The sequence below is a fragment of the Bacillus sp. FSL K6-1338 genome (assembly GCF_038006965.1).
GTDB lineage: Bacteria > Bacillota > Bacilli > Bacillales > Bacillaceae_G > Bacillus_A > Bacillus_A thuringiensis_S.
In genome coordinates this window covers 178,880-205,354 of the sequence record NZ_JBBOWI010000003.1, presented here as the reverse complement: position 1 = coordinate 205,354, position 26,475 = coordinate 178,880, and the positions used below count along the sequence as shown (strand labels likewise).

Genomic DNA, 26,475 nt, shown 5'->3' with positions numbered 1-26,475 from the left:
TATGCAATAAGGATTGGAACCACAAGGAGAAACAAATCTAATCATCATAAAAAAACAACTAATATTAGTTAAAATGAAACATTAAAACAGCAGCCAATTTGTCTACGAATTATACAAATTGGCTGCTGTTTTAATGATATTTATTGTTTAAAATTTAAATGTAATATCACACTGAATACATTAAATAATGAGGGAGGTTCAGTAATGAAGACTAATTTCTTTGAGGTGGTACAAGTAAAGGTTGTGAAGTAAAATGTTCCAAATCGTTAGCAGGGTTTCCGGCCTAATAGGTACGAAACATGAAGAAAAATGTTTAACGAGGGTCACAGGTATAAAAAATATCGAAAATTCCCCTAGAGTTATTCCTATTTTGGATCGAGAGGGTTCGTATTATAAAGGAAAGCTAAGTTTGTAGTTAATACTATGTAAGGAGTGAATCATGATGCCACTAACAGAAAAGGAATTACAAAAACAAGTCAAAAAAGGATTAGAAGAAAAAAAAGAGTTTGAAAAAAAATTCGAGTCAAAAGATGCAGCCCAAAAAGCAGAATTAAAAGATATAGGTTTAAAAGAGAAGTTAAAAAACGGAATTAAAGATAAAAAATGGAGACCCGAAGATGAAAAAAAAGTAGATATATTCCTGAAGCAAGCACCTGTATTAAAAGAAGATTTGCATATCACTGTTAGAATGACAGATTCTTATAAAAAAGAAGATACAAACAAGAAAGAAACGAAAGATAATAACAAAGTTACTACGATAAGTAATGAATTTTATACAACAGAAAACTTGAGCAGTAATTTAGAGAATTTAAGAGCGAATGAGGAACTAATTCAAATTCAGATCCCCGCTGGAGAACGCGTTGGCTATTTCACAGGGGAAACGGCAGAAGATACACGAGTTCTATTACGAAAAAATGCCGTGTATCAAATTGATGAAGTGGATGGGAAAACTAACACAGTTATAAAAGGGAAGATGCGTGTAGTTTGGAAAGCGAAATTAATAAAAAGCAAATCAGAAAACACATCAGAAGAAAAAAAGAACCCTAACTCAACGTTTAATGCGAAAGAATATGGAGAGAAGTGGATAAAGAAATTAACGAAAAGCGAATTAGCAGCTATGAAGAAGTACACAGGGGATGACTACGATGCTTTAAACACGTATTTACGCACGGGGGAAATAATGTCAGGTTATTCAAAAAAAGATTTGAAGCAAACTATAGCTTTCATGGATAAAGCAATCCAGAGAGCATCTCTTCCAGAAGAAATCACAGTGTATAGACGCAGTACAGAGCAGGAGTTTAAAAGGGATAAAAATTTCTTAAAACACATGTTTAACCTTGATTTGGATTCATTAGATTCATTCGAAACCTACATTAAAAAAGCAATCGATCTTGTGAACGCTAATGTTGGTAAGACAAATATTGATAAAGCATATAGAAGTACATCTTTAAAGAGCGAGGGTTCAGGAGATCCCTTCTTCCTTAAGAGGCCTATTAGAGTAGAGATAACGATTCCAAAAGGCACTCATGCACCTTATTTAGAGAGTATTTCTAGTTTTCCAGAAGAAAAGGAAATATTGTTGCCACATGGATCGAAATTTAAACTAACGGGAGCATCTACCGTTCAAGAAACGATAAGAAATCAACTAATAAATGTATTGGTGATTCGGGCTAAGTTGATAAAATAACTTTAAGAGTTCCATTAAAAAAATGAGTAAATATATAATACCTGTGGTCTCGTTACATTCCTAGTAAACTTCCAATCTACTAGGTTTTAAATATGAAGAAGAACGCTCAATGAGCGCCACTGCTCTCAAAAGTATAAGCTAAAACGGGTTTGAGTCATCCCATGATGATATAAGTGGGCTCTTATGACAAGAGAATTGTAAACGTAACATAAATACAATATGAGGAGGTTGCATAATGGCAACAACCAATTCTATTTCACAAAATTCTTTCGATTTAGCTCCCGTAGGGTTATATGGAATTTTTTATAAGAAAGCTCTTTTTCAGGACATGATACTAGGGGTTCAAGGAGAAAATGATGGAGGGATTTTTCATTTTATGAGCCCTCAAAAGTATCAATCAGATTTGCATCTCACTTCCTTTGAATCAGCGAGATGGGTTGGAAGACTGAAAATCTCTGAAGCGGGTGATTATCTTTTTTCTTCATCCGACAAATGGCGTTCTTGTATGAAAATTTGGAAGCAAGTTACAGTTCAAGTTTCACCAGATGTACTGAAACAAATGACATGCACAGAAGATAAGGACGACAAAATATATACGATTCCGGAAAAAACAGATCCTAATGCGAAGAATGCCTTTCGCGTAATATATAAACAAGGCGTGTATCAGGTACTAAAAGAAGAAAATGAGGATGACAACTGGAATGTGGAGATACGTATACCTAAGACATCAAATCGAGAAACGTATAGCGGAACAATTTCATACCTGATGCAACAAGGAGATCTGACTGGTCATCTAGAGAAAGGCATCTATAAAATCCGAGTTGAGTATATGCCACTTATACCAATAGCAGCAAATGAAAACATTTTTACATTATATTGGCAAACTCCTACAATTCTAAAGAAATCAGGAGGAGATCCCGCTAAGAATACGGTAATCCCTACGGGAAATTTAAGAGGACCTGATTTTTCAGATCCAGATTATTTCCCTACACATATTACCGATAATTTATTTAATAGTGAGCAATATATGATTCTTGATTCAGAGGAGATACAATCTTTGGTATCTAGTAATCAGCCTCCTGAAACACAAACCACTGTCTCATATAACCGTAGATCAGCAGATGCTAACCTGACAGATGAAACTAACTCAGATGATTATAAAGGAGCGGATGAGGCCGTCAACATAACGCTAGATCAACTGAAAGCTATGACGCTTATACAAAATCGTATCAAGCAGATTGGGAACGATCAAGATGTGATGGAAGAGCAAATGAAGCGTTGGGCGAAAGCTCGCAAGGACGAAAACATTGCTTTCAATATTGAAACGATGATAAAAATGCTATGGAAAGAGAAAGCACCTATGTTCATTCAGCAGTTAAAGAGTTCTCTTTCGATATTACAAAAGCAAACATCCCAAAATCTAATTTCCACTCTTCAAGAACTTATTAAGGACATAAACCCGAAAACAAATAATTTCAAGATTGAGCTACTGGAAAAATTCATTTTGGAGTTAGATGCTTTTTCTAAAGAAAAAAGTGCTTTGGTGAAAAATTCATCGGAACTATCTAACACGGTGTCTATACTTAAGAAAATACTAGAGGAAATGAAGGAGTTGCATGCAAATCAGACGCAAACTTCTGAGGCAGCTATAGCTGCCTGGAAAAAGGAATATGTATATAATGAGGATCCTAAAAAGAATTTAGACCCGGATTATGATGTGACAAATCCACATGCATTTTATGCCGATGCGAATAACGATGGGATAACGAATTATGATTCTATGCAGGGTTTTACGGTTACATCCGATGGACAAATACAGCCTTATGGAATGAAGAAGGATTTGCCAACCTATTATTGTAATTATCGTCTGAAAAGCACAACAGGAGATCCATTTATAGACACGAATAAATTAATCGGTTCCGGTACCGTTGAACGAGTGGCTAATATATCAGAATTGGCAAGAAATCCGTTAGTAGCAGCGTATCCACATATAAATGTAAACATGGTTGGTTTTCAGTTAATCCCAGAAATCACTAAGACTGAAGGAGTCGCAAAAACCTATTCATTTTCCGTAAGTAATTCTCGAACAGATTCGCAGACAAATAGTACTGGGCAAACACATGGTACGGAAGTGGCGGTACACGGAGAAATATCAATATCAGAAAACCCCTCAATTGGAGGGGGAGGATCGAAGAGTTGGTCGAACAGCTTATCAAATGAGATGTCCACTTCAAATACTACAGAAGTAAACACTACCAGTGGTAAAGATGAGTCTATGTCTTTTCAAAAGAGTTTTAACACAGCAAATTACGCGATGTTTAATGGCTTGGTAAGATATCGAAATTCAGGAACTGCTGGTGTCAGTAAGTTATTACCGACCTTCAATTTTAATTACCATGATGGAAATAAAATGGAACCTCTTGTTACTGTGAAGCCAGCAAAAGATGGATCGGCAGAAGTAGGCTTACTTCAATCAGATGCCTCGTATCCTCCTGATGATCAGGACACCCCTTTAGTTATTAAATCAACTGATGCTTTTAATGCAAATCAAATTCAGGCGTCTCAATCACAAGTTCAGGCCATATTGTCGGGGCGCCCAATGAGTTTAAGTTTGCTACAATATGATGGTTATATACCAGATGGGGAACCAACCTCTAAAAACCAATGGGTACAGCATTTAGATAAAATACAAGAGCGTACAGCCTATTTGACCCTGATTACGCCAGATGGGGAAATGTATGATAGACGCATCGCAGCACCAAGAGTGAACAATACAGTGAACGATTTAGGCTACAAAGGCATCAATCCAAATAAGATAAGTAAGCTTCCCTTCACATATGAAGATATCGATAAAGCCCATCGTTTGACGATCGGAGAGGCCATAATACTTGCATTCAGTGATAATCCATACAGTGATAATTCCTCACAAAAATTTGTAAAAACAAATAAGAATGGCATTAAGTATGATCTGCAGTCAAAGAATGTGAAGATTACAATTTCTAGGCAGACCAACGAAGCTTTAGCTAAACAACAAGCTTTTGCAAAGAAAGAAGTAGAAGAAACACAGCTTTATTTAAAACAGTTAGAGCGCGAGAGGGCAGAACAAAACAAAAAGATAGAGAATGAATTTAAGAAGTTAAAAATGAAAGACAAAGATAGAAAAGAATGGCTATATAATTTTCAACAGAACAAACCAATACAAAAAAAACTGGACACCCTTGAACAAAACAAACAATTTATAGAGGATCAACTCGAGCATATCACGCCAAAAAGCGGCAAAGGTTTACAACTTGCAGCAACGGATGTTAAACAGCTTGAAAGCCAACTTGAAAAGATAAAAGACGAGATTGACAAACTAGAGACAGAACAGATAGGGTATCAAAGCAAAATGGACGATATTCTGAAACGGGCAGGAGAAACGTTGAATCAAGAACAAATTGAAGATTGGACAAAAAAGATAACAGAAAAGATAGCAAGCATGGATCTTGTACAAGAGTGGATTCAGCAACAACGGACAAAGGGACAAGCCTATTTGGACGAAATGAGAAAGACACTCGAAAAAAAGAATTTTTATGATTATGAACTTCTACAAGGAATGCGCTTGCTTATACAGATTCCACCTATTGTAACGGCAACATTCAAAAATGCTACCACAGAAGATAAGCACACGTACCAAGAACTGTACTTGAAAAATCATTTCCTACAAGAAAAGCTAAAGTATCACATTAAATTACTTCCGCCTTCATCGACAACAACGCAAAAAAATATGCCGAAATTGGGTTCTTTTACCCCAGCTACAGAAAAGAACGTATTTGGATATAAAGAAGGGGTCCTAGAACCGAACACAGAGCAAAATACGAAGATTCCACATCTTTCTAATAACGATCGAATTGAAGTGTGGATTCAAAAAGATGGAGAAAAAGAGTATAACCTTCTGATTTCAAAAACGGTAGGACAAATACCAGGTTTCCGAGCTGACAAACCAAAAGTAGACACAACAAAACTGACAGAGAACTTCATATTCCAGACATTTAAAGTGGATTGGTCCTACCCGAAAGCGTGTAATGGCGTAGCACTCTCTATTCCTTCCCCTGATATATTAAAAGAGTTTCTATCCTTTACATTAGAGGTAACGGACCCTACTACCAACAAAACGGCTAGTTATGGACCTGTACTGGCATCGGAAATAAGAAAAAACGTTGTACCCGAAAAGAACTCAACGAAACAAAGCTGTACCTTTGATTTTTCTCTTTTTAAGGACTTTGATATGAAAAAAAATTACTGGGGATATACGTTTACACTGAAAGGAAAATTAGATGAAGCGGTACCAAGCGGCTGGGAAAAGCAACAACCTGGTTCTTGTCATAAAGATGAGCAGAACAAGAAGAAAAATTGTGTTACATTAGTACCTACATTTGAAGAACCAAGGACAATTGCGTTATGTAAACAAATTTTCCCCGGAAAAATGTTTAGTCTAGAACAGTATATGAACGCTTTTAAAAATAAAGGAAAACTTTCTAGCCCTTTAACAAATCAGAAGTCAAAAGTAAATGGGGATCATGTCACATTTAATAGGGTATATCCAGAATTCGTAATTGAAAGACAGGGGGAACTTTCCAATCATCCACTTCTTCTTGCTGGTATTAAAAAAGTTACCTGCAGCTTTGCTAACACAGCAGGTACAGAAGTTATAATCCCAACCGACACACAGTTTACAACAGAGAATAATACATTACATGTCCGCTTTAATACCAAAATAGATGTAACACAAAAAGAAGAACCAGATGGATGGAAAATTGCAGGAGAGGTTGCTAAAGGGGCTTTCTTAAACATCTTCATCCCCTCATCAATCAAGAATATTAAGCATGAATTGAATAAATACCACACATATAGTGCAGAAGTAGACGGTTTAATCGGGTCAGACAAACAAGATAAAAACATTACGATTCAGCTTACTGTAGATAAAGATATATTGACAGATAACAATCACGAAGATCAACTGTTTATGATTTTCGAGACAAAGATATAATATCATGGGCCTATCCATATATTTTTAGTTCTGAAAGCATACAATTGGATCCATGAATCATCAGAAAATAATAGGAATAGGTAACGGTTATATCATGGGGCCTAAATAGCTGTTACCTGTTATTTTATACAAATAAAGGAGCAAAAATCGTATGGCAAACATGCAAGTCCTTCCCAAAAATGGGCTATTAGCTTATTATTTCGAATCTCCATATTTTCAAAATCTATTATTTTTTTCAAAAGGAACGTATACAGATACAAGGGTACAAGTAGACCCTAAATTTATTTCTCCTGATCAAAAGGTACGCGCAGTGAGGTGGTTAGGAAGAATTCAGCCGGAAGCAACAGACGAATATTACTTTTCTACATCAGATGACGCATATGTGGTCTTACAAATACAAGATAAAGATATCGTAATTAATCGAGATGAGTATAATGCCGTATCCTTAACAAAAGATCAACTGTATACGATGCGACTAGAATATGTATTGCCTGACCCCAAACCTGTTGAGGAAATAAATTTATCTTTGAAATGGTGGTACAGTGGGGCCAGCGACGGCCAAAATATTCCGAAAAACAAGGTATATGTCCCTAATTTTGAAACAGGGACAGGTATTACCGATCTTTCAGCTCATTTATTTAAGGGAGGCGAAATTCATGGCGAATAAAGTTAATTGTAAAAAATACCCTAACCATCCTAGCTGTAAGAAAACAACTACAACACCTGGAACACCCACAACACCTAAAAAGGATCCATTCAAGGAATATCCCAATCTAAACCAAAATATACAAAAACTATTAGAAATCGATAGCGATGGGGATGGAATCCCTGATGCTCTAGAAAAGAATGGCTATACAATTTCTGAAGTATTTGACCAGGAACACGGCTATTTTAATGTCATGCCTTGGTCCGAAACATACGATCATAATCCTGATTTTTATAATCATCACCCAAAATATATTTCGAACCCCTTTGATAAGAATACGGTAGGGGACCCTTACACAGATTTAGAAAAAGCAGGCCGAAGCATCTATATAGAGGGGAGCATATTACAGGAAGCCTATCATCCATTAGTAGCTGCTTGTCCAAGTGTTGCAACATTTATGGAAGGATTTATTTTAAAAGATGTGCAAGACAAAGAAAATACCAGCACAACTGGCCATACTTATCATACAAGTTATGGATTTGAAGATACGAGAACGATTGGAAATGGAATCGATTTAGCTAATGCGGGAAAGCTCGAGTTCGGCGGAAAAGGCGTAAAAAATGGAAGAAGTGGAGAACATGGCGGCGAAACACCGAACATTTCAGGTTCTGTGCGCCTTTCTAGGAACTTAAAACATCATACGAATGAACAACAAGGGGTGACAACAGTCTCCTCCTTGCAAGAGGCTAATCAGCAAACTTCCGAATCATTAACAACCATTCATTCGGCAAGTGCTGCTATCTTACAAGGAATTGTTCGTTATCAAAATATGGGAACCGCTAAGATCAGTAATATGCGTCCTACACTGAATTTTCAAGTGGAAGACCAACCGTTGTTCACGTATAAAGTACCTGACGGAGCAGAAAAATTAAGTCCGGGAGACAGCTATCCCTCATTGGACACAACAGGAACAATTGTTACACCGGGCGATTCATTTCAAGGGCATCCGTCTACCATCGATACAAGAGCAAAAAAGAAGCTGGCAGAAGGAAAACCATTGAAAGTCGTGACAACTCAAATTGACGGAACATTCAAGGCTACAGCTGGTTCGGGAAAGTATGCCCCAGGAACAGAGGTAGAGTGGTCCCAAGTTACAGATACAATGATGCAGCGTACAGCACGTTTACTCTTAGAAACACCAAATGAAACGCTAGATAGAAGAGTCGCGGCTCCTTCCGCAGATGAGGTTGTTGGAATACCTGACAAAACGAAACCAGAATCGGGTATACCGCAAATTACAGTGGAACAAGCCATACAATTTGCCTTTGGAGCCAAAAAAGATAATCGTGGGAACCTCGTGATGACAACACAACAAGGGCTGACGTATAAAATTGATCGTTCGCATGTAGCTTTGCATGTGAATCAAAAAACAGATGCATTAATCGCGAAGCAGCTGCAAGCTTTTAAGGACAAAGGCGACGACACGAAAAGTGTATATGATGTGACTCTCACGAAAGAGATGGTTATTTTAATCAAACCTATTTTAGAAGTGAATGCTTTTTTAAATAATGACTATTTATATATAGAAAATCAATTCGACCAAAGCTTGTCGTATAGTGTATGGAAAAATACAGGAACGGGCAGTAAGCTACTGAAACAAGGAATTGTACCGTCTCATTCTACGATAGGAACGGGGTATTTCTGTGTCAATCCAGCGGAAGAGATATCAATTTTAGTATCAGGGCGCGTATCCCAAGTTATTTTTAAGGGGGTATTTTCCAGTTTAAAAGGATTTGAAAAGAATGTTCTTCAACCAATAGGGGATGCTCTTCATATTCAAAATACTGAGTACCAATTTCCTATTAGATGGAATTGGCACCTACCATTATTCGATAAAATTCAAGAGATTTATACCCAGTATACACCTTGGAATCGAGAACCAAAAAATAGATTAGTGACTGATGGCAAGTATTTTTCTGAACAAATTCAAGTATTGATTGAAAAAGAAAAGATTAAACTAAGACTAAAGTCTGTGGGTCCTGATTACTCTGAAAACACTGATTATTTCCAGATTAAACTAACGTCTTTTGATGTTGAAATGACAGTGAATGGTGTTACGCATACACAAAAGTATAAAGTGACGCAATGGCCTAATCCGTTATATGGTATACCGGAATATAATATACGAGTTCCCTTTAAGAGCGGTGTGAAAAATTCTGTGCATATAAAATTCTCTTTATATGGCAAGTATTTTATGACAGAGCATTCTTCTTTCGAAAAGAAAAAGCAAATAGATGGTTTGGCAAAGGAAACTCCTAACAATGATAATATTAAATTGTGCGCTGTTAATGTTGCAAAGCTTCTTCAGAAACAAACATCAGTAGATGATGTTCCTCTATATAGTGGGGAGGTTGATTTTAACGTAATCATACCAAAGTCATATGAATCTCAAAAAATTTTACCAATCCAATATAACATGACGAATAATACTCAACCCGTTTCTTTGTATCAAAAAGCAGAAAGAATATATATGTTTAATAAAAGTCTTCAACCCGTTTCGTTTTGTATATTAAACCAGTATCAGGAATCTGTAAAGCAGGGGATCTTAGAATCATTTAAATCAATTTCAATGGGTTTTAAAGAACTACTAAGCTGGAAAAATGGGGTATATAAGGGAGATCTAAAAGAACTATCTGACCGAATTATTATTACAATAAATCAAATGCCCATATTTGATGGTAACCCAAAGGAAGTTCCATCAAAAGAGCAGATACAAAATGATTTCAAAGAGGTAATAAAGGGATATGAGATAGATTATTGGCACATGAATAATAACACTACTAACCCGGCATATGATAGTGTATGTTTTAAAAAAATAGATTCAAAATTTTGGCGTGCTCTTGCTTCTTATGAGGTGAAAGTAGATGGGAAATTAATTGGAGACAAGCCTATTCGAGTTCTAGAATTAGATGGAAAACACATCATTAATTTCTTTGACTACACAGGGGAGACAAGCCTGCATCCAAAAAAGGGAAAGTGGGTAGACATTATTGCACATGATATATTTGGAGACTCACATTCCGTATTTAGCGGACGAGCTGAATTATCCGATGATTTATGGAAAGTACACTATAAAGTAAGTGAGTGGCATAAAAAAGATAACGTTTTTGACGCCTTATATCTTTCGCCTATACCAACAGGCCTTACAGAGAATGTGAAATCATATGATATACAGATTAATAAGGATAAATACCAATCTGTTCTATTTGAAGGTAAAGATAATGGTGGATATGTTCGAGATCAACGATTACAATTAGATTTTTCTAAGAAGGAATTCTTAAAAGGGACACTTCCAAAGCTAGGAGATTTCATTAAATTAACCATTCATACAGTGGAAGGTAAACATATTGAGATTGATTTAGGAAAGGTAGAGGAATGTACTAAACTAGACAGTGTTAATAATCTGGAAAAGGTACATGCGATTACGGAATGGACTAAAAAGGATAACCATTATACACAGGTAAGTTTTAATAATGGGTCAGGGGAGATTATAAGCTATGTATTTAAGGTGAATAATCATTATTATGGAGAAATTCCTGTAAGTACTACAACGCAAACATTAGATTTATCCAAATGTAATAACAATAAGCAGATACAAAAAGGAGACTATGTTGAAATATATGCGTATAAAAAAGATGGAGAAGGAGTCCTCATTCAAAGTCGATATGCCGGAACCACAGGTCTTCTAGGAGCATATCCGACAGAAGAGAGTATAAAAAAGGCATTTGTTATAATGAAATGGGCTAAATCAAATCATGCATATACTTCGTTTATATTAGACAAAGTATCAGATCCAGTTGATAGCTATATTAAAAAGTATGAAGGGCTTGTGAACAATCAAATCGTGAATTTGACTCAGGCAGATACAGCTTTTTCATTTGATCCAAAGCATCTCCCATTTCATGGAGATATCGTTCAAATCCTTGCCTATACGTATACAGGGAGAATAGTTAATTTAGGGAAATCACTAGCAGGAGCTACTGGGCTGGTGGTAACGGATGAAGAAGTCCGCTCTATGCATACTATAAAAAATTGGGGAAATGAAAATAAGATAATTATTTTTGATACGAATGAACTTGACAAGCATGATTCCATTCAAGCACGTATAAAATCATATACAATAGAAGTTTGGAAAGGTCCTAATACACCATGGGAATCTTTTGGTAATCCAATCTATCTAAATGAAAAGGGAGAGCTTCATTTACAAGACTGTAAAGCGAATAAACCATTTCCGCAGCCTCCTAACGTTGTAAGAGTTACTGCTCATTTCTTTGATGATACAATAAAACCTATTATAGTGTTGATAAGAAAAGTAGGAGTAACAGATCCTCCTCCGACTGAAAAGCAAATTCTTGAGGCACATAAAAATTACACATGGAATTTTGAAGGAAAGAAATTAAAATCGATTATATTCCCTCATGTAAATAGTGAGTATGCAAGTTATATTTCTACTTATCAAATAAATAAATGGTCAAATCCGATAACAGAGAAAAATGCTTTCAAAGTCAATGAAAACAAAGGACTAACTGTAACCTTTGAGAATGCAATTGATGTGACTAGCTTGCAGAAAATTGCTGTAGGAAATGGGAAAACGGAAGAAAGAAAGGTACAAGATGAGATTTCCGCTTTTGCTCATTGTATTAACATAGGAGAAAAAACAGAACTCAGACCAATTTTAGTTATAGGAACGTATGAAGGAGAAAAAAATGTAAGAGGAGTCAAGCCTGAACCGCCTACATCAAAAGAAGATATTGTAAAAGCACATCAAATAGAGAACTGGGTTTATGATTGGAATGGAACTCATGTTACTCTATTTTACTTCAATAAACAGTTGCGACAATATTTAACAGATATACAATATTATAGTGTTGAAATTAATGGTACGGAACATCTTCCTCCAGATTATGTTAAAAATCAAGTTTTATCTTTGGAAACAGAGGAAGGCAAGGACGGGAAGGCAAATGGACCACAAGGCCTTCCAATTAGATTTAATACGTTTAATCTGACTGGTGGAGTAGGAAAAGAACTGCCGGGTCCGGGGGATACATTAAATGTAACTGCACATTTAAAAGATAACTCCTCATTGAAAGTAATTAAAAATTACAAAATTCCATCTAAAGAGTAGAAATAATGTAAATTCCTTGAGAATAGACTCTTATTTTTTAGAAGTCTATTCTTTTGCCCTTGTAATGTATTATGTAAGTTTATCCTGAAGAAGAAAGGTTTTAAGCATCTGAATTTGTTAGAAAAGCAGCTCCTAAAATATAATTTATTAAGATTGAAATGTTATTTGTATAACGATTGGAGGTTGCAAGTATGTATGATAACCGTTTAGCTAAGCCTTTAGGAATGGAAGTAAATATATGAACCCATTATTAAAAAAGTTTATGAATAGTAATATCCCTTTAATTGAAAAAAATTTAATTTATCAAATTGAAAATGTTACAGGACCATCACTTTTAAAAGAATCTATATTATATTCGTTAAATGCGGGAGGGAAAAAAATTCGTTCATTATTGTTACTAGTTATCCTCTCAACATTTAATAAGGATGTAAAAAAAGGTATAGAAGTAGCTTCTGTTATAGAAATGATCCATACAGCTTCTTTGATCTGTGATGATTTACCAATTATGGATAATGATGATATGAGAAGAGGGCTACCAGCAAACCATAAAGTATTTGGAGAATCCGTATCTATTTTAGCAGGTTATGCATTACAGTTTTTTGTATTTGGTATATTAGCTGATTTAGAAGATGTACCCCTTCAAAAAAAAATTAAAATTATTTCATTATTAAGTGAAACTGCTGGAATTCAAGGTATGATAGGCGGACAATTACTCGATATAGAAAGTGAAGAAAAAAAGATTACCTTAGAAGAATTAGAACATATCCATAATAATAAAACAGGAGAATTATTACGTTTCAGTATTGAATCGGGAGCTATTTTAGCAGATTGTACACCACAACAAGTAAGCATATTACGTAATTTTGCAAAACACATTGGACTCGCATTTCAAATTAAGGATGATATTTTAGATATTGAAGGCTGTGCAGAAGAACTTGGAAAAACAGCTGGAAAGGATATTGTAAGTTTAAAAAATACGTATCCATCTTTACTTACATTAGAAATTGCTAAAGATAAATTACATGAACATTATAGATTAGCATTAGAATCCTTGGCTCAATTGGATGAAGACACAATTCTTTTGAGTGAGATTGTTAATTATATTGTTATGAGAAATTATTAGGAGGGCTAGTTGTATTACACAATATAATCATGCATTGTGAGTTGACAAGAATTTAATAAATACCTTGCAACAACGTATGCCAAAAAGCAAAAGAGAACTTTTAAATTGCTCATGGATTCTGTTGAAAAGTTTATTAACAGGTCAAGTTTTGAGTTGAGTGCGATTAAATTGCGTGAAATAATAAAAAAAATCGTGATTTGTTATACGTTGAAAAACCGCAGTTTATTCGTAAACTGCGGTTTTGTTTATATAGGAATAGTGTAAGACATCCATTAACTTGAACTATATGTCTATAAAGAGACTAATCACCAAAAAAATAACAATAATTCGGTTCATTTATTCCACTTAATACAGAAAATGGGCGAAAGTCTCATAGTTATGGGAAAAAGATGGTCTTTGATATTATATATTCACTATAAAGATAGTGCGTTGAGAAAATAAAAGAAATCGGTTTAAATTTAACATTTGAAACCCGCAAGGATGTACATTATGTGTTTATTTTTATGAATATTGTATCCTTAAAGTTCTTTCAATTATATGAGTAGAAGTTTTGAGTATTTCTGTTCTTAAGTTGATGAGCATGGGGCTCATATAAAGATACCCAAAATGAGAGAGTTATAGTTTAAAATCGATAGATGAAAAGGAGTAGCACAGCAAGTTCCTTCTTATAGAAAATATTCAAGTAATAATCCGGTTCCCATTAGGAAACCGAAGATTGTATTTGTTTTTGCTGTTGCAATCATCGCAGGTACCATTTCCATTGGAATGCTTTTGCCGATAAAGCCTTTCGTCGCTTTAAATGCTTTCGGTGCACTTAAAAATACGATAAGCATCCATGGTGATACGATGCCCACGATAATTAAAGCAATTGTCCAAATGTAGGAAACGATGAACATCGAAGCAAGTACACCAACAGCTCTTTCACGTCCAACGAGAATTGCTAACGTTTTACGACCGTTTTCTTTATCGCCATCCAAGTCACGAATATTATTAGCTAGTAAAATGGCACCAATTAAAATGGAGCTTGGAATAGATAGTAAAATGACTTCTGATGTTACAGTGCCAGTTTGGATAAAGAATGAAATCCCAATAATAATGACACCCATAAATAATCCGGCTGTCAACTCTCCAAATGGTGTATATGCAATTGGAATTGGGCCACCTGAATAAAGGTAAGCAACAGCCATACAAATAAGGAGAATTGCAGCAAGCCACCAACTAGAATTTATACAAATATAAACACCTAATAGTATTGCGATGCCGAAAAATCCAAATGCTAAGTTAAGCACGGTTTTAGGCTGAATACCATTGCGAACGATAGCGCCGCCAATGCCAACTGAACCTTCGTGATCGAGACCTCTTTTATGATCAAAGTATTCATTAAACATATTCGTTGCTGCTTGAATGAGAAGACAAGCAAGAAGCAGCATATGAAAAAGAGGAAGATGTATTAGAGTTATACCTCCGACCCGCATTGCATATGCTGTTCCGATGAAAACAGGCACGAAAGCGGCTGTTAATGTATGGGGGCGTAATAAACTCCACCAAATGCGCCAGCCTGTTTGTTTATCTGGCTTGGGCGCCATAGGAGTTGGATTCGTTTCGACGTTCATTTTCATATTGAAGCCTCCTTTTGTCACATATTGTACACAAATAAGTGTAGAAAAATCATCATTTAGTATCAACGTTTATTTTCTAGGAAGAGAAGGTTAATTTCTCAGAAATACTAGACGTGGACAAGCCTTTCATTTGAGGTATACATCAAATGAAAGCCCAATTATGATTCAAAGGAAATAAAAAAGCTTGCAAGAAGTTCTTATTGCAGTTATTAAACGTGTAACTGAAGAAAAGTATTAGTTGATTTTGAAAAAAAATCCATAGTAATATCGCTTTTTGTTTAATTTGTCATTTATTCGCGCCAGAACTCCTATCTATAGTATAGAGTTGTATAGTGAGCTGAAAAACATTCGATTTGTCTAATGTAAAGAAAAATTTGATTCGAAGTATTGGGAGAATTCCTGTAATTAAGAGTACAAAGCTAGAAAATAAACAAATGATATAAAAAATTGTAAGAGTTTCTATAGAGTTACAGTTGTCAACGAATACTTGATTAGTAAGGTTTATATAGTGAAAGGTTGTTTATGATAATAATTACGTTTTTGGGGGGTCTTTCAAACGTAAAAATCAAAATGTTTTTGGTTAGGTTTCTGTAATAGTAATAAGTGATTTTAGTAATTTGACAATAATATTATACTTTTATAAAAGCAGAGGTTTTCCCTCTCTTTTGAGCGCGCAGCTATTACAAAATTTCATATAGCTTATATATCTTGCAATAGTACGCTGAAAAATACGGAAACTATAAATTTGTTTATCTTATGTTTTTAATTAAAATACGGTTTAATCTTATGGTTTCAGGAGAACTGTGCTTTTTTATTATACGTATGGTTATAGAATCGTAGCTCATGAACCTAAATGATTTGTCAGGAGAGTAGTGATTGTGCACTGAAATTTTGCGCCTTTGTAGCAAGAATTCTACTGACGTAAGTAAACTTGCCCCTATAAAAGAGGGCAATAAAGTACAAACATCTAAAGTTAATAAGTTAGATTGGATCACAAAAGTTTGAATTTCCTCTTGGGACAGGTTGGATGTATACAGATTACATGTACATGCTTTTATGATATATAGTTAAAAAATTTCACCCCTCCTTTTATCTGAGTACATAAAGGAATATGTTTTTAATCCAGCTGATATGAAAGAATCAGGAATAGGTGAAAAACTTCCGGATGATCCTTTTTAACAGAGGGACATCATAATTGATTCTTATTGTTTTGATTTTTACTTTTAAAAACTAAAATTGATGTAGATGAGATTAGAGAAAGGTTAGAATTATTATAATAAACAATAATGGTTTTGATAGAAAACAAATTCTTAAAAGATAGTACGGATATTTTACTGTACTATCTTTTTGTCTAATTATTGATATTTTGGAAATTGAGGTTGGTTTACAGTTCACTATATTAATAGAACTGTAAATAATGATTAGAATTCTCGCAAAAATAAAAACATACGGAATTCAGTAGCGATTCCGAATAATCAACACCCTATATGTCTGTTGATTAGACATATAGGGTGTATTTTTAGCTGTTATTTAATTATATCATTTAAGTGTAAGATTTTTAATAAATAGAGGGAGGGAAGTGGGGTGAGAAAGTTTAGGAATAATGCTGTTATTTTTTATCAATAAGAAAAGAAATCTTATTTAATTGGAATCGTTATCAACAGGTATACCAACAACATTCTATATCGGGAGATAGGATTTACATTTTAATATTTATTATCTTTTATAGGCTAAATAAATTTTTAAGAAGAAGGGATGAATATTTATGGCTAATGATTATTTACCTTCAGTTGTGTCCATAGAACTTGATGCCTTGGAAAAAATGGTGGAAAAGGTTGTCACTTCAAAAAATATTAAGTTTTTTATTAAGCCTTCAAAAACGGTAATAAATGATATAGTTAAAGCCGCACATACAGACCAACTTAATTTTCAAACTATTTTTAGATCTTTTGCGATAACAGCTTCATCACTTATTCCATATGGAGGAGGATTCATTGCTCCATTACTTGAATTAGTATGGCCAAATGCTGATATTGTAAAAGAAAAAGACAATCAATTGATTGAATTGTTTTCTAAGATTGCAAAAGAAACCGTTGATGAAGCTATTAAAACTTTTGATTCAGCTATGATTACAGCAACTTTGAAAACTTTAAAAGATGAGTATAGTGAATTAGAGTCAGAATTTAATAATACAACTGATTATTATTCTATAGGTACTAGAGCGGAGCGTAATCGTACGAAAGTTGAGATTATCAATTCAAACTTTAAATTGGCATTAAACCAAGCTAGTAAATCAGGATTTGAACATGCTGAACTTCCTTTTTATACTGCTATTGCAACTGTTTATCTTCTATTTATAAAAAGTATAAAAACTAATGGTAAAGGTTCTAAACTACTACTTGACGATATAACTTATCAAGAATACGTAAATCTTCTTCCGAATTTTTCTAATACATCTATAAACCATATACGCAAAATATTTTTTGATTATGTAGAGAAAAATTCATTTCCGACTAGGGAATATTATTATAGTACGATTAGAAACGCAACATTCTGGAGAGTATTAGAACTTAACACATTTATACAAGAAAATGGAAAAACTTTTTATCTTGATGATAAAGGAAGAAAATTCACCGGTTGGTATTCAGATAGAACATCTAGTCACGCATATTTTCCTTATTTAGAATCTAACGCATATTATTATTTTTCTGATAAAAAAACAGATAAGTTCGAATTAGGAGAAATGGTAACAGGATTTTTCACTGATACAGATGGAAGAGAATATTATTTGTCTGAAAAAGACAACTTATCAATGTACGTTAGTCCAGAACCTAGTAATGTTTCTCCATTTAGAACATTGAATAAAGGGGAATTGGCTGTGGGTTATTTTGAACTTGAAGGGAAGAGGAGTTTTCTTGCAACAATGCCAATATTACATCCTCCAGAATTTAAAGAGGGTGAACTAATAACAAGATGGGTTCAAGACAGTCATTTTCATTATTATTATTTTGCTCCAAAAGATGGAACTCTCAACGATGCAGGTGAAAAGTTTCGAAAAGGACAAATGATGACTGGGTGGATTTGGGATGATCAAAATCGAGGTTGGTATTACTTGACTGAAAATACAATTACAAATATGGATCATACAACATTCAAAAGGGGCCAAATGGTAACCGGTAATATTATACTCTCAGGATCACCTTACAACTTTGATTCTACGGGTAAATGTATTAACTGTAAACCCAAAAAATAGTAAGTGCTTTTACGCCATTTTTGTAGAATTTAAATCCTAGTGACTACATTTTTTTAATAAAACAATTATAGTGTTCTACAATACTATTTAAATGTCCCAATTGTTTCTTTTTGATGCCTTTAGGCATCATTTTTTTGTGTTTTAATAGTTATTGAATTATGGCTAGTAGTGGTTATATGAAGTTATTTAAGCCAATGATACGCTTAAACTAAGCTTAAATTATTTTTAATATTTAATACAACTTTTTGATTGTATTATAAAATTTGTATTTTTCATAGGCTTTAACATAGTTCTATATAGAAAAAATTAAATTTTATCAGTTTAGAACTTGTAATGGTATTTGACAGGATTTTTTCTCAAAATGAAAGGAATTATTATGTTATAGGGGCTAACTAAGAACAGATATTAGAATTAAGTTAGGCTTAATATTTATCCATAGTAAGAGCAGTAAAAGTCACTTTTAATGTAGAAGTTTAACTGGGATAGTATTTATAAACTGTTAAACTTCGAATAACATAAAGTCGATTTGACTTTATGGAGTATTATTTGCTTTATGCTAAAATTCTCTTATGTAGTTTATACCTTAAGAAGAACATAGAAAATAAAAAGGGGGAGAAAAATAAATATCAAATAAGTTCGCGCGAAATACCGTTTTTACGAACAATTATATTAACTTTTATAATCTAATACAGCATCTAGGAATTTCTAGCTCATTTTCATGAATCTTAGTATATTCGTATGTATTTAGATGATTGGTATTTTATATAGAAATTATTAAATGCGGAATAACTCCTTGGAGATTCTTACAGTAAATTATAAGTTTTTTTCTTACATCAATCTAATTAACTCCTCATAAACACGGTTAAATTAACCAATTTAATTTGATACCGACTTTTAAATCGTTTATAAATATTGATTTTTGTATGAATGTATATATTAAAATACTTTTATTTTACAAACATTTACATGCAATTTTTTACTAGTTTTATAGTTTAATTTTAAATTTATCAATTGGTTGTCTATAAAACTTCATTAAAATTGTTACACTCTCTTCATTGAATTTCTAGGTTATTATAACAATATATAATTTTATTATATAAATAATTCTGTATAAAAATTGAATTTCGTGCAGAGTATATTATTATAATTTATTGTATGTTAAAAATGTTTGTGTTTTTTAGATGCAATTTTAACTATTTTTATTATAATAAACGTTACAGATAGAATTATGAAAATTCAGCTCTATTTTTGATTGAAAAGTCCTTTTTATATAACATTTCTCTATCAGTCTAAATCGTGAAAGTTGTTTTTCAAGGCTGGCTATAAATTCATATGTTTTGGGTGCTGTTTCTTTTAAATACTGTTTATCCTTACTTTCTATGGAATAATACATGGAAAAACACTCTGCAAAATATTCTCTTTCATTTTTTCTCCCATACCATTTCGTGGGGAAATTGTTTTTTCTTCTTTAAATAATTTTGTCATATCATCATCATCTGAAATATGTTTAAATATCATATCATCTATTGCATGTCCCATTTCATGAAGTGTTACCTTCTTCAATTCAGCTCCTATATTTTCGATCCCCCTTAAACTTATGTATGTACGCTTAAATCCATCATTATGATGAACTCCACCTACTTTTGGATTTCCATCTATATAATCGTCAGTAATACGAATGTTAGGTGACTCTTTGAGCCCATGTTGTTCGGCAATTTCTTTGGCCTCCAAGTTTAATAATTACATATAATCTATTGGTAATCCTTTTATTGCTTCAATAATTTCTTTACTTTTTTCATAATTATAGTTGGTATATCTACTGTTAAATTCTAATCTTATTAAGGGATTATCTTCAATAGTTTCAATACCTGATTGTAATAATTCGGTATTTAGCTCTTTACTATATTCAGCTATCCTTTGCTCTACTTTTTCTTTTGTGAGTAGCTTAGCTTCTATTTTAATCTATTGTTTCCCTTTTTTAGTAATAATTTTTGCATCTGTAAACTGTATACCATATCCTCTGTCCAGTAAAAAATCCTTCTGTCTCCTGTAAATTACCTGTATACCCCCCATGCGTTCCTTTTGGTACTTTCAACCTCATATAGATACAAGGTTCTTTGGCCAGATTCGGTCATATCCCGGACAAGGATGCCTCCATATATCCATTTTCTATCAATATACTTTGGTTATGTATATAAAAGTTTTTGAATACACCAAATTCTTCTCTATTAATATTTATACCTGTACGAAGAGTACCCTCTGTAAGACCAAAAAACTGTTCACTTACACGCTGATAGACATATATCAATTGGTCTGTTTTTTCTTTTTTTAGTCCTTTATCCATCTTTTCGATGGTTTCCTTATACTTATTATCTTCTTTAATGTTTCCTCTATTATCTTCTAAATCATGATTGATTTGCTGAGCCACCCCTTTATTATTCATATACTCTTTTATTTCATTTTTTTCTGTGGGTGTGAGTAAACGATCATGCCAATTTTTATATCGCTCATTTCTTTGCTTCTTCTTTTTTTCCTTCAAAATCAGAAATGTTTATTTCATAGAACATTTAAATCACCCCAATTATTTTTGATAGGAAGTAATATAAAAATAAATAAGTATTGCTTCGATAATTTGGTTCATAACCTAAAATTCTAAAAAAGACCAATGAAGTTGAACATTAGTATAGTTACTTCATTGGTCTTTTTCATTTTCTATAATACGTTATTTATTACTTTGTTTTTTTATGGTAGTCATCATGATAATAAATATTACATGTGGAATTATAAAAGTTGAGTTGAATCATTGGATACTTAAATTGGTAACTTCTTTCTGGACTAATCCTCTCTATCAATGACCCATTTCCATGTAACAGCACTTGCCTACCATCTATTAACGCAGCTATAAGTGCATAAGAATAGTACATTGTACCAATAAAACCTATAGGTAGATAATAATCGTCATTTTTTATAGTTAAATTTACATTTTTCTTTGTTATTTGGCCATTATGATGTTTGATAAGGACTTCATATTTATATACACTAAATAGAATTCTTTCATTTATAGGAGAATGGTATAATACTTCAACAATTTCAAAATAAGATGGCAACTGATTAATGGTTTCAGTGTTTTTTTTTAAGTTTTTACGTACTTCTTGAGAAGATGCTGAAACACCCTCAGGTAGTATTACTGGTATATTCAACTTCCATTGCTGATCGGCATTTCCATTTTGTTTATATAAAATTACATTCGCACTTGGGAGTGGTGCTACCCATGCTTTTTCTACATCTATACAATGTAAAGGATAACGTACACTTTCAATCATAAACGTATTTTTTTCACTTTTTGGATATTCCAATGCTGAGTCATATCTGCATTATTAAATGGTTGTATTCTAATTTGATTTGCATCGTTGATGCTTAAGGCTTGATTACTTCCTACTAGTTTGATGGAATATGCTTTTATGAGAAGACTAGTAAAAACATTTGGAGAACCAACGGTTCTCACAAATGACAAAGCTCCTATCCTACTTTGTGCGCTCAAAAAACTGAAACATAACGGTTTTTACGTACATACGAAACATTGCATCGTTAAGCATTTCAATAATCTCATCGAACAGGATCATAGACATATTAAGCGATGTATTCCAAATCCGCAGGATTTCAAAATCTTCATCATTCTTCACGTACAATCAAAGGTATCGAAACCATTCATGCTTTATATAAACGAAACCGCAGTTTACAGCCAAACTGCGGTTTTTCAACGTACAAGGAACCTCTTAAATTATGAATAGATAATCTTGTTTTGTTCAGTTACTTGATTAATGATAAATTTCACTTGAACTACTTATACAAATGCCACTAATATAGTGTTTCTGCTTCAAGAGAACATTTGGGTCATATGTTTGATAAATGCCAAATCTCCTGATTCTTCTTTTATTTTAATTAAATTCTTTGCATCTTCACCAACAACGTACCTTATCTGATTTGTAGTATCCGTTGCTGCTTGATAGATAACCTCTGCTACAACCTCAGGAGAGGTGAATTGTTCAAGCTCACTCATTTTTTCAATGCCATTCCTTACTAAATTGATAAACTTACTATAGTCCGTTAGGGATTCATCAAAGAAGAATTCCATCGATCTTCCGTTAAAGTCAGTGCTGATAGAGCCAGGTTCAATTAATTTGACATGGATATTTTGAGGTGCTAGCTCAAATGATAAAGATTCCGTAAAACCTTCGACCGCAAATTTAGTAGCATGATAAAGTGACATTGTGGGAAATGTAATTTTCCCACCCATTGAAGAGATATTGATAATTAATCCACTTTTATTGACTCTGAAATGAGGTAAGATTGCTTTTGTCATTCTCATTAGTCCAAATACATTCACATCGAACTGTCTTCTGATTTGGTCATCAGTAGCACTCTCGAAAATTCCCATTGTGCCATACCCAGCATTATTTAGAAGAACATCAATCCTACCAAATCGCTCAATTCCCTTTGCTATTGCTTCATGAATGGTATCCTTGTGCTCAACGTCAAGTCTTAATATTAAAACGTTATCTAGTTCATTTAATTCCGTTTCCTTTGCAGGTGACCGCATTGTAGCAATAACATTCCAACCTTTTCCAACAAAATGTTTTGCAGTAGCTTTTCCAATTCCAGATGATGCTCCCGTAATAAAAATAGTTTTCATTTTAGATCCCTCCGCAGTATGGATGTTTCGATCACTAAATTATCTTACAACTTAGAGTTCACTCTAAGGCAAGGAATATATATGCTTTTTTCTGTTCCCTTTACATAGCCTGTTTAGAAAGATGTACTGCCTTTATCATTTATTTGATTTTCAAATCTTTGTAAGTTTGTCAATAATGTTACATAATGCGCTTGGAATGTCTCAGTAGTTACTGCAACCATTGAAGCTTGTAAATCCTCTATTTCCTTTTTCAACGCTGCTAAAGGTTCCTCTCCCCTCTCCGTACCAAAAGGCCAGATGATCCCTAATACAGAAGAAACAAATGCTCCCCCATATGGTACAAGTGCTACAGCTCCTAGTACCAAAGTTTTAGCCAATTCCGTATAATTACCGGAGTTTGCACTAGAATATAGTTCTTTTAATGCTTGTCCTCCTAATGTAAGAATGGCCTTTTTCGTTGTTGCATCTTTTGAAAAAACCTTGTCATTCAAGATCGTTACTGCTCCATCTAAATTTTAAATTGTAATCTTGATTTATGAAATATTCGATTTGTCTAATGAAAGGACAAATTCGATTTTAAATATAAAAAAAGAATTAGCAAAAAACACCCCGAGTAGTATGTCATGTAGACGTTTCATAATCGATAGCAAAGCCAGCGCACTCCAAATATGTGGTGATATTGTCTAATAAATTGAAATCGTATTAATTTTGTTTTTTGGCAAATAAGGTTTACGTTTTTTTAAAATTCATTTTCCTTTTTTAATGCCTAGATTTCACTTCGTAAAGAACTTAGTTCTGCCATATTAGTGATTATATTGCAAAGTTTGAAAAACTAAGCATGTTTATAAACTACGGTTATCGTTTAAGAAATTCTGAAGAATTGCTGTAATTCTTTGTACGGTGAAAAAGAGAAGTCTGGAATGTGACTTCTCTTTTGTTTGTATATAGTATGAATCGTTTCGATTTTTTTCAATGTACGTGAAGCATGGTGGAGGTTTTGAAATCCAGTGGATTTAACAAAACATCCCTTAATATGTCTATGATCTTGTTCGATAAGATTATTGAAATGCTTAACAGTACAATGTTTCGTATGCATATAAAACCCACTATATTTCAGTTTTTTAATTGCACAAAGTAGAGCAGGAGTCTTATCTGTTGTAAGAACTGTTGGTTTTCCAAAAGCTTTGCAACAGAACCGAAAATCTCGTTGTTTAGTAACCGTTAGGTGTTGTACATACACCATTAGAATCAAAATCATATTTTTTGCCACCAATTTGTACCGCCTTTTTTTTGACTATCATACTACCGTCGTCAGGGTTGAAGTAATACCAGTGTTTCTCGACAGTCTTTGTATTCTTAATTTCAACCCATTTCGTCATCATTTGTCCGCGATCAAATATTTCTCCGTCAGAGTTTTTAAGACCGTCTTCCGGGCTGAAATAATGAGATTCCTTATCCCCGTTCTCATACGTAATGTCAGCCATTCCAGTCACCATTTGTCCTCGATTAAATATTTCTCCGTCAGAGTTTTGATCACCATCCTGACGGCTCAGGAAATAGGTTCTAATTGTATTATCTTCATCCTGAGTATTAATCCAACCAATAACCAATTCTCCTCTTTTAAATTTCTCACCTGAAGAATTTTCAAAATTTTCTTCCGGGCTAAAGTAATACATAGACCTCCCAATATTCAGCCATTCCGTGACCAGATTCCCGGAACGATTTTTATAATAGTAGTGCTGCTTTATTTCCTTTCCTGTTTTTCCGTCCTTTTCTTCTATCCACGTACCTAATGATGCTGCCATATTGAATGCTGGATCATGAAATGTTGTGTCAATCAAGTTTGATAAAAAGTTAGCTGCAGCTAAGGCATTGATTACGTTGTTTAAAGCGTTTTCAGCTTCATTCAGTGCTCTATTATGAGCAGCCCATCCCCCTGGAAATACAAGTTCTTTATTTATATCTTTGACCTTATCTTGGTATTTAGTTTTGAGTTCGTTCAGCTTTTGTTTAATTGTTGCACTTGTGTTTGGGTCATAAAAATTATGAGTTATCACTTCAGAATTGAATACATTCAATTTTTCTATCTTTTCCATGTTCTCGCTATTAGCTTGTTTATATGTTTCAGCAATGTATTTCTCATACTCAGCAATGGTTTTCTGAATATGTGCTGTACCATAAAAATCTTTTAAGGATTGAGAATCAAATTGATATTTAGGCCCTATTCCGTTTTTTTCTAAGTTTTTCAAAAAGATTATATGAGCAGCTGCTACCTGAGTGTATAAAGGTAAGTCGTCTATTTTGTGTGCCTCTTCTTTAGCAAGTTTTAGTATTTTACCGAAGTGAAACTCAATCTGTGCAGCCCAGATACGTCGAGTTTCCTCTATACTACCCGCGGAATAATATGTTGAATGATTTTTGCCATTAACCGAGTTTTCAAGGTGTGTTATATTTTCTGTAAGGTTTGAAAATTCTGTATTTAAATCTGTCAAATGTTGATCTGCAATTTGTTTTTTTGTATCTTCTTTAATCTCATCCTTCAGTTTTTCTAGTTGTTCTTTAATCCCTCCTTGTTCGGGCCATATATAACCAACTATTGGACTAATAAACATACCATATGGAACAAAATCAAAGCCTGCTAGTACCATCGCTCTTAAAGCATTATTCGCACTTGCAGAACCACCAGTTTTTGCAAAATTAAGAAACTCCTTCATTGAAGTTCCTGCAAATTTTTTACCATTCTTGACATTTAATTCAGTAGACGCTTTTTGCCAAAATGTTTTTTCTTTTTCTTCTGGACTCATCTGGGTCCCTACATCGTTAAGAGTGTGTGAAGAAATTACTGAAATATTATCTTCTTCAGCAGCAAATGCAGTGGCAGTACTTCCTAACGTACTTACTCCTAATGTTATTGTTGTGACTGTTACCAGAAGCGCTTGTTTGTATTTGCGCTTTGCTTGTGTTCGTTCTTTATACTTCATATGTAAATTTTCCTTTCATGTTGTATTTATTCACTAATGGTGGTATCACATCAAGTAGAGGTGATATGTTTGATTATAATCGTCTACTTTTCGTTGTATTTAATAAAAAGTAGTTTTGTTTAACTGTTTTTTCTTATTGACGAATACAAAAAACGTTATTTTTAGAATAAATTTAGATAAAGCGCTATAGGGGGAGGGAAAAGATTCTCGGTATGAGGGGCCACTAGGGGATTTAATTACAAATAAAAAAAGAACTTTA

General features: G+C 33.6%; 14 protein-coding genes and 2 pseudogenes. 7 read left to right on the top strand and 9 right to left on the bottom strand.

The annotated features are described in order from the left end of the window. The first annotated feature begins 442 nt into the window (after positions 1–442). The 5 genes from NZ044_RS30245 (at position 443) to NZ044_RS30225 (ending at position 13,670) form a co-directional block, all read left to right on the top strand. The gene (locus NZ044_RS30245) at positions 443–1,687 is read left to right on the top strand and encodes an ADP-ribosyltransferase (protein WP_340950302.1); all 1,245 of its coding nucleotides are present in this window, start codon (positions 443–445) and stop codon (positions 1,685–1,687) included. Between the two features lie 235 nt (positions 1,688–1,922). Then, entirely contained in the window at positions 1,923–6,716 is a 4,794-nt protein-coding gene (locus NZ044_RS30240; RefSeq protein WP_098349450.1) for a binary toxin-like calcium binding domain-containing protein, read from the top strand. Between the two features lie 151 nt (positions 6,717–6,867). Then, positions 6,868–7,383: a PA14 domain-containing protein gene (locus NZ044_RS30235; protein ID WP_017762419.1), complete on the top strand. Its 516-nt coding sequence runs from the start codon at positions 6,868–6,870 to the stop codon at positions 7,381–7,383. Next, the gene (locus tag NZ044_RS30230; RefSeq protein ID WP_340950301.1) at positions 7,373–12,547 is read left to right on the top strand and encodes a binary toxin-like calcium binding domain-containing protein; all 5,175 of its coding nucleotides are present in this window, start codon (positions 7,373–7,375) and stop codon (positions 12,545–12,547) included. Before NZ044_RS30235 ends, NZ044_RS30230 begins: the two co-directional genes overlap by 11 nt. 238 nt (positions 12,548–12,785) lie before the next feature. Beyond that, on the top strand, positions 12,786–13,670 hold the full coding sequence (locus NZ044_RS30225; protein ID WP_098349448.1) for a polyprenyl synthetase family protein: 885 nt from the start codon (positions 12,786–12,788) through the stop codon (positions 13,668–13,670). A 665-nt stretch (positions 13,671–14,335) separates the two neighbouring features. Here NZ044_RS30225 and NZ044_RS30220 read toward each other — a convergent pair. Then, complete coding sequence (locus tag NZ044_RS30220) at positions 14,336–15,289, bottom strand: 1,4-dihydroxy-2-naphthoate polyprenyltransferase (RefSeq protein WP_340950300.1); 954 nt, start codon at positions 15,287–15,289, stop codon at positions 14,336–14,338. A 1,765-nt stretch (positions 15,290–17,054) separates the two neighbouring features. Here NZ044_RS30220 and NZ044_RS30215 point away from each other — a divergent pair. Next, positions 17,055–18,542 (top strand): insecticidal delta-endotoxin Cry8Ea1 family protein, encoded by a 1,488-nt coding sequence (locus NZ044_RS30215; RefSeq protein ID WP_098349447.1) that lies wholly within the window; start codon positions 17,055–17,057, stop codon positions 18,540–18,542. A gap of 1,189 nt (positions 18,543–19,731) precedes the next feature. On the opposite strand, the pseudogene NZ044_RS30950 reads toward NZ044_RS30215, so the two are convergent. The 4 genes and pseudogenes from NZ044_RS30950 to NZ044_RS30200 all read right to left on the bottom strand — a co-directional run. Continuing rightward, a pseudogene (locus NZ044_RS30950) lies at positions 19,732–19,941 on the bottom strand (hypothetical protein); the annotation flags it as partial. Then, positions 19,920–20,273, bottom strand: a complete 354-nt coding sequence (locus NZ044_RS30210) for a hypothetical protein (RefSeq protein WP_098349446.1) — start codon at positions 20,271–20,273, stop codon at positions 19,920–19,922. The pseudogene NZ044_RS30950 and the gene NZ044_RS30210, both read right to left, overlap by 22 nt. Positions 20,274–20,673: 400 nt before the next feature. Next, positions 20,674–21,081, bottom strand: a complete 408-nt coding sequence (locus NZ044_RS30205) for an ADP-ribosyltransferase (RefSeq protein WP_170954511.1) — start codon at positions 21,079–21,081, stop codon at positions 20,674–20,676. Between the two features lie 190 nt (positions 21,082–21,271). Further along, complete coding sequence (locus NZ044_RS30200) at positions 21,272–21,898, bottom strand: hypothetical protein (protein WP_273634992.1); 627 nt, start codon at positions 21,896–21,898, stop codon at positions 21,272–21,274. A 96-nt stretch (positions 21,899–21,994) separates the two neighbouring features. Between NZ044_RS30200 and NZ044_RS30195 the strand changes: the two are divergent. Then, positions 21,995–22,329, top strand: a pseudogene (locus tag NZ044_RS30195) (DDE-type integrase/transposase/recombinase); the annotation flags it as partial. 90 nt (positions 22,330–22,419) lie between these two features. Here the strand turns inward: NZ044_RS30195 and NZ044_RS30190 are convergent. From NZ044_RS30190 to NZ044_RS30175, 4 genes are all read right to left on the bottom strand, one after another. Next, positions 22,420–23,235, bottom strand: coding sequence for an SDR family oxidoreductase (locus tag NZ044_RS30190; RefSeq protein WP_340950296.1), 816 nt, complete (start codon positions 23,233–23,235; stop codon positions 22,420–22,422). A gap of 113 nt (positions 23,236–23,348) precedes the next feature. Next, positions 23,349–23,726 (bottom strand): hypothetical protein, encoded by a 378-nt coding sequence (locus NZ044_RS30185; protein ID WP_098349442.1) that lies wholly within the window; start codon positions 23,724–23,726, stop codon positions 23,349–23,351. Positions 23,727–24,097: 371 nt separating this feature from the next. Then, positions 24,098–24,478 carry a DDE-type integrase/transposase/recombinase gene (locus tag NZ044_RS30180; protein WP_410994093.1) on the bottom strand — a complete coding sequence of 127 codons (381 nt, stop codon included), beginning with the start codon at positions 24,476–24,478 and terminating at the stop codon, positions 24,098–24,100. Next, positions 24,447–26,216: an insecticidal delta-endotoxin Cry8Ea1 family protein gene (locus NZ044_RS30175; RefSeq protein ID WP_273634994.1), complete on the bottom strand. Its 1,770-nt coding sequence runs from the start codon at positions 26,214–26,216 to the stop codon at positions 24,447–24,449. Before NZ044_RS30175 ends, NZ044_RS30180 begins: the two co-directional genes overlap by 32 nt. Positions 26,217–26,475: the final 259 nt, after the last annotated feature.

Excerpts from the sequence above, each read along its gene's own strand:
- NZ044_RS30245 (WP_340950302.1), top strand. The coding sequence starts at position 443 with ATGCCACTAACAGAAAAGGAATTACAAAAACAAGTCAAAAAAGGATTA.
- NZ044_RS30240 (WP_098349450.1), top strand. The coding sequence starts at position 1,923 with ATGGCAACAACCAATTCTATTTCACAAAATTCTTTCGATTTAGCTCCC.
- NZ044_RS30235 (WP_017762419.1), top strand. The coding sequence starts at position 6,868 with ATGGCAAACATGCAAGTCCTTCCCAAAAATGGGCTATTAGCTTATTAT.
- NZ044_RS30230 (WP_340950301.1), top strand. The coding sequence starts at position 7,373 with ATGGCGAATAAAGTTAATTGTAAAAAATACCCTAACCATCCTAGCTGT.
- NZ044_RS30225 (WP_098349448.1), top strand. The coding sequence starts at position 12,786 with ATGAACCCATTATTAAAAAAGTTTATGAATAGTAATATCCCTTTAATT.
- NZ044_RS30220 (WP_340950300.1), bottom strand. The coding sequence starts at position 15,289 with ATGAAAATGAACGTCGAAACGAATCCAACTCCTATGGCGCCCAAGCCA.
- NZ044_RS30215 (WP_098349447.1), top strand. The coding sequence starts at position 17,055 with ATGGCTAATGATTATTTACCTTCAGTTGTGTCCATAGAACTTGATGCC.
- NZ044_RS30190 (WP_340950296.1), bottom strand. The coding sequence starts at position 23,235 with ATGAAAACTATTTTTATTACGGGAGCATCATCTGGAATTGGAAAAGCT.
- NZ044_RS30180 (WP_410994093.1), bottom strand. The coding sequence starts at position 24,478 with ATGGTGTATGTACAACACCTAACGGTTACTAAACAACGAGATTTTCGG.
- NZ044_RS30175 (WP_273634994.1), bottom strand. The coding sequence starts at position 26,216 with ATGAAGTATAAAGAACGAACACAAGCAAAGCGCAAATACAAACAAGCG.